This is a genomic window from Allokutzneria multivorans (assembly GCF_039537405.1).
GTDB classification, from domain to species: Bacteria; Actinomycetota; Actinomycetes; order Mycobacteriales; family Pseudonocardiaceae; genus Allokutzneria; species Allokutzneria multivorans.
Genome location: NZ_BAABAL010000015.1, coordinates 1 through 2,540, shown reverse-complemented (window position 1 = coordinate 2,540; position 2,540 = coordinate 1). Strand labels below are relative to the sequence as shown.

1 protein-coding gene is annotated in these 2,540 nt (G+C 70.2%); it reads right to left on the bottom strand.

Annotation, left to right across the window (positions count from 1 at the left end; genetic code table 11):
* On the bottom strand, positions 1-2,540 hold a 2,540-nt coding region (locus tag ABD798_RS19415; protein WP_344876781.1), incomplete at both ends, for a condensation domain-containing protein.

Sequence of the window (2,540 nt, the reverse complement as noted above, 5' to 3'; positions counted from 1 at the left end):
GCGTACACAGTCGCCTCGGTCGGACCATAGGCGTTGATGAACACCCGGCCCGGCGACCAGCGCCGCACCAGCTCTTCCGGGCACGCCTCGCCCGCGACGACGATCGTCGACACACTCGGCAGCGACTCCCCCGCAGGCACCGTGGCCAGCGCGGACGGCGCGATCTGAAGGTGGCTGACCTCCCACTTCCGAGCAGCGCGCGCCAACTCAACGCCGATCGGCTGATCAGCCAGCACGAGCGCGGCACCGGAGGCGAGCGCACCGGCGATGTCGCCGAAGGAGACGTCGAAGCTCGGCGAGGCGAACTGCAACACACGAGCGCCCGGCCCGAAACCGAACCGCGCGGCGTGCATGAACGCAAGACTTGCCACACCGGAATGCGAGACGACAACGCCCTTGGGCCGCCCGGTCGATCCCGATGTGTAGATCACATACGCCGCGTGATCGGCGTCGACGGGGACACCGAGGTCACTGGAATCCCCAGCGGGATCGGGAACCTCGTCGAGCACGAGGGCCGGAGCGGCGTCGGCGATCATGAACGTGACGCGCTCAGCGGGGTTCGCCGGGTCGATCGGCAGGTACGCGCCGCCGGCCTTGCCGACCGCGAGCATCGCGGTGATCAGCTGCGGTGACCTGGGCAGCACCAGGGCGACGACGCTCTCCGCGCAGACTCCCCGCTCCCGCATCCACCGCGCGAGGCGGTTGGCGCGCGAGTTCAGCTCCCCATAGGTGATCTCACCACCCTCGAACACCAACGCGACCGCATCCGGAGTCCGAGCCGCCTGAGCCTCGAACACCGCCGCCAGGCTCGCCGGAGCAACATCGACCGACGTGGCGTTCCAGTCGACGAGCACCCTCCGGCGCTCGTCGTCCTCCAGCACGTCGACGTGATCGACCCGGGTCGTCGGCTCCGCGACGAGGGTGCTGACGAGTCGCGACCACCGCTCCAGCAGCGTCGTGACCGAGACCTCGTCGAACACGTCGGTCGCGTAGTCGAGCCGCCCGGAGATCCCCGTCGGAGCGGCGCCCTCGTGCCGCTCCGACAGGGAGAACAGGAGGTCCACCTGGGCCGCGTCGGTCGCGACGGGCTCGGCGGTCACCTCGACCTCGCGCAGCCGGGCCTCCGGCGCCGGGGCGTTCTGCAGGGCGAGCATGACCTGGAACAGCGGGTGGTGCGCGAGGGACCGGGTCGGATTCAGCTCCTCGACCAGGTGCTCGAACGGAACGTCCTGGTGCGCGTAGGCGTCGAGGTCGGCATCTCGCACGCGCTGCACCAGCTCCGCGAAGGACTGCGAGCCGGACAGGTCGGTCCGCAGCACCAGGGTGTTGACGAAGAAGCCGATCAGGCCGTCCAACGCCTCGTCGGTGCGTCCCGCCACGGGGGTGCCGATGGGAATGTCCGAGCCCGCGCCGAGGCGGCTGAGCAGCACGGCGAGCGCCGCCTGCACGACCATGAACACGCTCGCGCCGGTCTGCTTGGCGAGCGCCACGATCCCCGCGTGCACCTCGGCGTTCCAGTCGAACCGTGCGGTGGCGCCGCGATAGGAGGCCACCGGCGGGTGCGGGCGATCGGTCGGCAGCTCGATGCGCTCCGGCAGTCCGTCCAAAGTGGACCGCCAGAACCCGAGCTGTTCCGGCAGCACCGAGGCGAGCAGTTCCTGCTGCCACAACGCGTAGTCGGCGTACTGCACCGGCAGCGGAGCCCACGACGGTGCGGAGCCCTCCACGCGCGCGGTGTAGGCCGTCGCGACATCGTCGGCGAGCGGGCGCAGTGACCAGCCATCACCCGCGATGTGGTGCAACAGCAGCAGGAGCACGGTCTCGGTCGGGCCTGTGACGAACACTGAAGCTCGGATCGGCGGCTCGGCGGTGAGGTCGAACCCGCGCTGAGCAGCGGCCCGAACGGCGTCGGACAGGTCGGCCGGATCAAGCTCGACGCGGTCCACGCTGAGCACAGCGTCAGTGATCACCTGTTGCGGCAGGCCGTCCACCTCCGGGAACACCGTGCGCAATGACTCGTGTCGAGCCACCACATCGGCCAGCGCCGCGGCGAGCGCGCTGTGGTCCACATCGCCGTTCAGGCGCAGCACGAGCGGCATGTTGTAGGCGGCGGACTGCCCTTCGAGGCGGTTGAGGAACCACAGCCGCCGCTGCGCGGAGGACAGCGGCAGCACGTCCGGACGTGGCCGGGCGACGATCGACGCGCGTGCGCCCTTCGCTTCCTGGACGGCTCGGGCGACTCCGGCGACGGTGGGCGTGTCGAACACCGCGCGGATCGACACCTCCACGCCGAGCACCGCGCGAACCCTGCTGACCAAGCGCGTCGCGAGCAGGGAATGCCCGCCCAGCTCGAAGAACCCGTCGTCCACGCCGACCCCGGGGACGTCGAGCACTTCGGCGAACAGTCCACAAAGGACTTCCTCGACGTGGTTCCTCGGCGCGCGACCGGCGACCTCGAACACAGGCGCCGGAAGCGCCGCGCGATCGAGCTTTCCGCTGGTGTTCAACGGAATCGCATCCAACGACACGATCACCGACGG